The sequence below is a fragment of the Bradyrhizobium sp. 157 genome, from assembly GCF_023073815.1.
Lineage (GTDB): Bacteria > Pseudomonadota > Alphaproteobacteria > Rhizobiales > Xanthobacteraceae > Bradyrhizobium.
The window spans coordinates 103141-109218 of sequence record NZ_JADPKF010000099.1 but is presented as its reverse complement, the minus strand read 5'-3'; the positions used below and the strand labels follow the sequence as shown (position 1 = coordinate 109218).

The following is a 6078-nucleotide window of genomic DNA, read 5'->3' as shown; positions in this document are numbered from 1 at the left end:
CTGGTCAGGAAGATCTTCGGATGGAAGACCGATGGCAGCACCGCGAGATCAAGTCCTTCGACGTGGGTCGTGGTTGACTGTTTACGGGTAAGAATGAAGCGGTAGGAGAAGAAGTGCACCAGTGTACGATAAACGGCCCGTGCTGGGCTGAATGAGTCGTCTCGTTCGATGGTCTTCTCACCAACGTTCAAATGTCACCTGAACTTTCTCCGCCCCTTAGTAAAGGATCAAACCGGATGAATGTTCCTCAACGTTGCGAAGCCACTGACGCTTCTTCGGAACTCGGTTCGGAGAGGAGGACTGATGTCGTACTCGGCTAACCTTTTCAAACGATGGCAACGCGCCGCGGACTACGTTGATCGCATCCTCAAAGGGGCGCGTCCGGCGGAGCTTCCCGTCCAGCAAGCGACGGACGTTACCCTGAATATCAACCTCAAGACCGCTAGGCTCTCGGCCTCGACATTCCAATGACACTGCTCGCCGGCGCCGGCGAGGTGATCGAATAGCGACAATAACTGCTGCGGTGCACGAGTCCGTTCCTGGCAGATTGTGTTGCAAAAGTCGAAAGTTGCAGGGCTCAAGATTTTTCGCGAAAACACTAAGCAGCGAGCGAGCGTTGATTCGTATGACCTCAATCGCGCTACGAAAGTCGCCTGTGAATTTTGCGCGAGGCCGTGAGGTCCCTCACATCTTGTACACGAAAGTCGCGCCCACGGCCCGCAGAATTTTGGTCATCGGCGAAAATCGACTTTTGCAACACAATCGACACACAGCCGACATGGCCAGCTCGCCTAATGTCCGCTTTGTGCCGATTTTGTTGCAAAAGTCGAAAATCGAACGATCCCGAAAATCTCGCGAAGGTGATTTTCAGAGAGCTGTAACGTTGCGAAGCCACATCACGCCGCTACGCAGGTCCGTGGTCGTTTTTCCGAGGAACGACGTGGTCCCTCACGTCGCCACGTGCAACACGCGTCAGCGCCCCTGAAAATTTTCGTTCGTCACCCCAAAAAGACTTTTACAACGAAATCTGCCAAAAGCGGACCCGTGCCATGCCGCTAATCATGGATGGCTTGTGGTTGCGCTCGTTGCGGTCGGGTCTCAAGCAGCCTTCGGTTACTCACCCCGCAGGTTTTCGAGCGGTTCGCGTCTTCGCAGGTGATTCGGCGGTGGACTTGACCCGAATTCGCATGGATCCCCCTTGGGCTGATCGATCTCGAAAGAGTTTGTCTTTCGCACGAGGTCGCTCAGCTTGCGGGAGCCGAAGGTCCTCGAATCGAAATCGGGGGCCAGGTTGGTAGTGCGTTTTCCGACTTCCCCAAGATCGACCCACCCGTCTTCGCTTTCCATCTGGGCGATGACCTTCTTGATGATAGAGGTGGCTTCATCAGGGGATTGGAGCGGCTGCGACCTCGAGGCGGCATCCTGAGTGTTCGCCGTGCCGCCAAGCAGGTTCTCGGTATAGAAGAATCTTCGGCAGGCCTGCCTGAAGCTTTCCGGCGTCTTTTGCGCGCCGAACCCGAACACATCGACGCCGTGCTCCCGGATGCGGGCGGCAAGTCGCGTAAAATCGCTGTCCGATGATACCAGGCAGAATCCGTCGAACCGACCGCTGTGAAGCAGGTCCATGGCGTCGATGACCAGGGTTATGTCGGACGCATTCTTTCCAGTCGTATAGGCGAACTGCTGCTGCGGTATGATGGCGTGCTTCGACAGAATATCGGCCCAGGCCTTGGATCGGGCATTGGAGAAGTCGCCGTAGATGCGGCGAACGCTAGCCTCGCCGATCTTGGCGATCTCCTCGAACAGACCATCCGCAATCTTTGCGGATGCATTGTCGGCATCGATCAGAACCGCGAGACGGGGCGAGCGGGTTTCGGAAGGCATGAATTTCCCCAATCGCTGAATCGAAGGACACCGTCCCTCGAAGCCGCGCCATGGACAGCGATCCATGGATATAGCGATGTCGGGGCTCTCGCCGCCAGAGCTAATTTCCTTTCGCGCGCCATGACGGACAGCGAACCGGGCTCAGGCCGATTTCGCCCCCCGGCATCACGCCCCCAAGCGCAACCGTCAGCTCCGCCGCGACGTCGCGCACGATTTTTCCGAGCTCGGGCACACGCTCTTCTGTGACGCGCGAGGTCATGCCGGAGACGGAAATCGCCGCCAGCGGCTCGCTGCAGTCGCTGTAGACGACGGCGGCAACGCAGCGCAGCCCCATGCGCGCCTCCTCATCGTCGACCGCATAGCCCTGGCGCCGGATCGCCTCTAGCTCCCGGAACAGCTCGCCCGGCCGCACGATCGACTTTTCCGTCAACCTCGGCATGCCCTGGCGGCAAATGATCGCGTTAACGTCCGCATCGGAATAGGTGGCGAGCACCGCCTTGCCGACGCCGGAAGCGACCATGGCGACGCGGCCGCCGACCTTGGTCAGCGAGCGCATGATCTCGCGGCTTTCCATGCGCGTCAGCACGATGATGGATTCATCATCGACCACGGCGAGATTGGCGGTTTCGCGGGTAAGATCCCGCAGCTTGCGCAAATACGGCATCGCCTGCGCCGTGAAGTTGCGGCGACGGGTGAAGGTCGCGCCCACCGCAAAGCTCTGCGCGCCGACATGCCATTTCGATTCGGTGCGGTCGAACTGAACGAAGCGGCGCTTCTCCAGCGTCGCCAGCAGGCGATGCACGGTCGAGGTCGACAACCCCGTGCGAACCGCGAGATCGGTCAGCCGATAGCCCTCGTCGTCTTCGGCCAGCACTTCGATGATGGAGAGCGCGCGGTCGACCGACTGAACGCCGCCATCCCTGGGATCGGAATCATTGTCGGCGCCGGATTTCGGCTCGACCGGTTTGCGCCGGATCACGTTTCGCTTCATCGCGACCTGCCTCTATCGGGTATCAGACCGTGAGCCGCTGAATTCCTGGCAATTTCGCTTCTTGTCGAGCGTCAAAAGAAAATGCCGCTTCGGCGAACCGAAGCGGCATCGATGGTCTAACTCAGAGCAAGCCGGCGCCGCGTGCCCATTTGTACTTGGCGCCGAGCACCTCGACCGGCAGTTCGGTCGAATAGGCATAGGCCGGGATGCCGTTCTGGTAGAGATATTCGGCGGCTTCCTCGACCTCGACGTCGCCGGCAAGCGAGGCGACGATCGGCTTCACAAAACCCTTGGCCTCCATCTCCTTCTTCACCTCGACCATGTTGCGGGCGAACACCATCGGCGGGGTGACAATCGTGTGCCAGTAACCGAGGATCAGCGAATGGATGCGCTCATCCGACAGGCCGAGCTTCACGGTGTTGACATAGGTGATCGGCGGCTCGCCGCCGGTGATATCCACAGGATTTCCGGCCGCGCCGAACGGCGGGATAAACTTGCGGAACGCGGCGTCGAGATCCGGCGGCATCTGCATCAGCGACAGGCCGTTGTCGACGCAGGAGTCCGACAGCAGCACGCCCGAGCCACCGGCACCTGTGATGATCAGCACGTTTTCGCCTTTCGGCGTCGGCAGCACCGGCATGCCGCGCGCGAATTCGAGCAATTGCCGCAAGCTGCGGGCGCGGATCACGCCCGACTGCTTGAAGACGTCCTCATATACCTTGTCGTTGCCGGCGAGCGCGCCGGTATGCGACGAGGCCGCCTTGGCGCCGGCCGAGGTGCGGCCCGCCTTCAGCACCACCACCGGCTTTTTCTTGGAGACGCGCTTGGCCGCCTCCGCAAAAGCACGGCCGTCTTTCAAGTCTTCGCAGTGCTGGGCGATCAGGTTGGTATTGGGGTCCTGCTCGAAGAACGCCAGCAAATCGTCCTCGTCGATGTCAGACTTGTTGCCGAGACCGACGATCGCCGACACGCCCATTTTCGCCGAGCGCGAAAAACCGATGATCGCCATCCCGATGCCGCCGGATTGCGACGACAAAGCCGCATGGCCCTTGACGTCGTAGGCGGTGCAGAACGTGGCGCAGAGGTTCGACCAGGTATAATAGAAGCCGTAGATGTTCGGCCCCATCAGGCGAACGTTGTACTTCTTGCCGACCTCGACGATTTCGGCCTGCAATTCCGGCGCGCCGGCTTCGGCAAAGCCCGACGGAATCAGAACGGCGCCGGGAATTTTCTTCTCGCCGCATTCGGCGAGCGCACCGGCGACGAATTTTGCGGGAATCGCAAACACCGCCGTGTCAATCACGCCGGGCACGTCCTTGACGCTCTTGTAGGCCTTGTAACCGAGAATATCGGCCGCCTTCGGATGGATCGGGTAAATCTCGCCCTTGTAGCCGCCGTTGATCAGGTTCTTCATCACGGAGTTGCCGATCTTGCCGTCCTCGGCGGAGGCGCCGATCACGGCAACGCCCTTCGGCTGCATGATGCGGTTCATGGCCGCTACGATTTCTTCGGTCGGGCGCGGCGCCGGGCGCGGCTTGTAGTCGAAATCGACGACGATGCGCACGTCGGCGGCAATTGCGTCCTTCTTGGTGGCGAATACCGGGTTGAGATCGAGTTCGACGATTTCGGGGAAGTCGCTGACGAGCTGCGAGACCTTGACGATGACGTCAGCCAGCGCATCGCGGCTGACCGGATCGCCACCGCGCACGCCCTTCAGCATGTCGTGGGCCTGGATGCCGTCGAGCATCGACAAGGCATCGTCCTTGGTCGCGGGCGCGAGGCGGAAGGTGATGTCCTTCAAGACCTCGACCAGCACGCCGCCGAGGCCGAACGCCACCAGCTTGCCGAACGAGCCGTCGGTAATCGAGCCGACGATGACCTCGGTGCCACCGGCCAGCATCTGCTGGACCTGGATGCCGTCGATCTTGGCATCGGCCTTATACTTCTTCGCATTGGCCAGAATGGTGTCGTAGGCCTTCTCGGCATCGGCCGCGGTCTTGACCCCGACCATGACGCCGCCGGCTTCGGTCTTGTGGAGAATGTCCGGCGAGACGATCTTCATCACCACCGGGAAGCCCATGCTGGATGCGATCTTGGATGCATCAGCGGCAGATTTGGCCACGCCCTCTTTGGGAACCGGGATGCCATAGGCATCGCACACCACCTTGCCTTCCGGCGCAGTGAGGCTGGTGCGCTTCTCGGCTTTCACCGTATCGAGCACCCGGCGGACAGCCTGTTGGGCGCTGGGCTCGGCGATCTTGCGGGCCGCATCTGCAGAATTTGACATTGGCTTCCTCCTGGGGCTAGTTTTATGGCATTTGGTATGCCAGAGATTAGGTTGTCAAGACAAACTATCGCGCAGAATCAGCGAAAACACGGGCATCTTGACATCCTGGTATTTGGTATGCCAAAAATCTTCAGGTGTTTCTTCTGCTAAGAAGACGTCTCCAAAACAGGGAGGAGACGAGTCGTGCCCGCACGTAAACAAACCAAGGCGCCGCCTGTCATGGCTGAGGCAGATATCGCAATCGTCCGGATTGCGCCTGAGACGAGCTTCAAGAACAAGGCCTACGAGGCCTTGAAGGAAGCTATTCTCAAGATGGATATCTATGCGACTCCCGAGCAAGTGATGCTCGACGAGCGCGCGCTGTCCGAACGCCTCGGCGTAAGCCGCACCCCTATTCGCGAAGCCATCGCGATGCTGGAACAGGATGGCTTCGTCAAAACCGTGCCGCGTCGCGGCATCGTCGTGGTCCGCCGCACCAAGACCGAGATCGTCGACATGATCCGCGCCTGGGCCGCACTCGAGAGCATGGCGGCGCGCCTGATCACGACCACCGCGCGCAAGAAGGACATCACCGCGCTGCGCGATTTCTTTAAGGACTTTGGCAAGGACCGGCTGCCGCAGGATCATGTCGAGGAATACTCCAAGGCCAATATCGCGTTCCATCAGGCGCTGATCTCGCTTTCGGAATCGCCGGTGCTGGTCGATCTGACCAACGATCTCCTGCTGCATGTGCGCGGCTACCGGCAATTGACCATCGGACGGAAGGACCGCACCGCGACCTCGCTGCCCGAACATCTTGGCATCATCGAAGCGCTGGAAGCACGCGACACCGAACTCGCCGAGAAGCGCGCGCGCGACCACACGCTGGGCCTTGCCGCCTACGTCGAAGCGCACGGGCAGGAACTTTTTAACTAGA

Annotated in this window: 5 protein-coding genes and 1 pseudogene; 2 read left to right on the top strand and 4 right to left on the bottom strand. The window is 60.2% G+C overall.

From position 1 onward, the window contains the following. Window positions 1–191 (bottom strand): hypothetical protein (locus tag IVA95_RS31130; RefSeq protein WP_247513970.1); only part of this gene is annotated, 191 nt, incomplete at its 3' end. Between the two features lie 49 nt (window positions 192–240). Here IVA95_RS31130 and IVA95_RS31125 point away from each other — a divergent pair. Beyond that, a complete protein-coding gene (locus IVA95_RS31125) occupies window positions 241–471 on the top strand; it encodes an ABC transporter substrate binding protein (protein WP_346658082.1) in 231 nt (76 codons plus the stop codon). A gap of 646 nt (window positions 472–1117) precedes the next feature. Here IVA95_RS31125 and IVA95_RS31120 read toward each other — a convergent pair. The 3 genes and pseudogenes from IVA95_RS31120 to IVA95_RS31110 form a co-directional block, all read right to left on the bottom strand. Further along, a pseudogene (locus tag IVA95_RS31120) lies at window positions 1118–1884 on the bottom strand (NYN domain-containing protein). Between the two features lie 100 nt (window positions 1885–1984). Next, window positions 1985–2875 carry an IclR family transcriptional regulator C-terminal domain-containing protein gene (locus IVA95_RS31115; RefSeq protein ID WP_247513969.1) on the bottom strand — a complete coding sequence of 297 codons (891 nt, stop codon included), beginning with the start codon at window positions 2873–2875 and terminating at the stop codon, window positions 1985–1987. A 121-nt stretch (window positions 2876–2996) separates the two neighbouring features. Continuing rightward, window positions 2997–5162, bottom strand: a complete 2166-nt coding sequence (locus tag IVA95_RS31110) for an acetate--CoA ligase family protein (RefSeq protein ID WP_247513968.1) — start codon at window positions 5160–5162, stop codon at window positions 2997–2999. A 183-nt stretch (window positions 5163–5345) separates the two neighbouring features. On the opposite strand from IVA95_RS31110, the gene IVA95_RS31105 reads away from it, so the two are divergent. Further along, a complete protein-coding gene (locus IVA95_RS31105; RefSeq protein ID WP_247513967.1) occupies window positions 5346–6077 on the top strand; it encodes a GntR family transcriptional regulator in 732 nt (243 codons plus the stop codon). The last annotated feature ends 1 nt before the right edge of the window (window position 6078 follow it).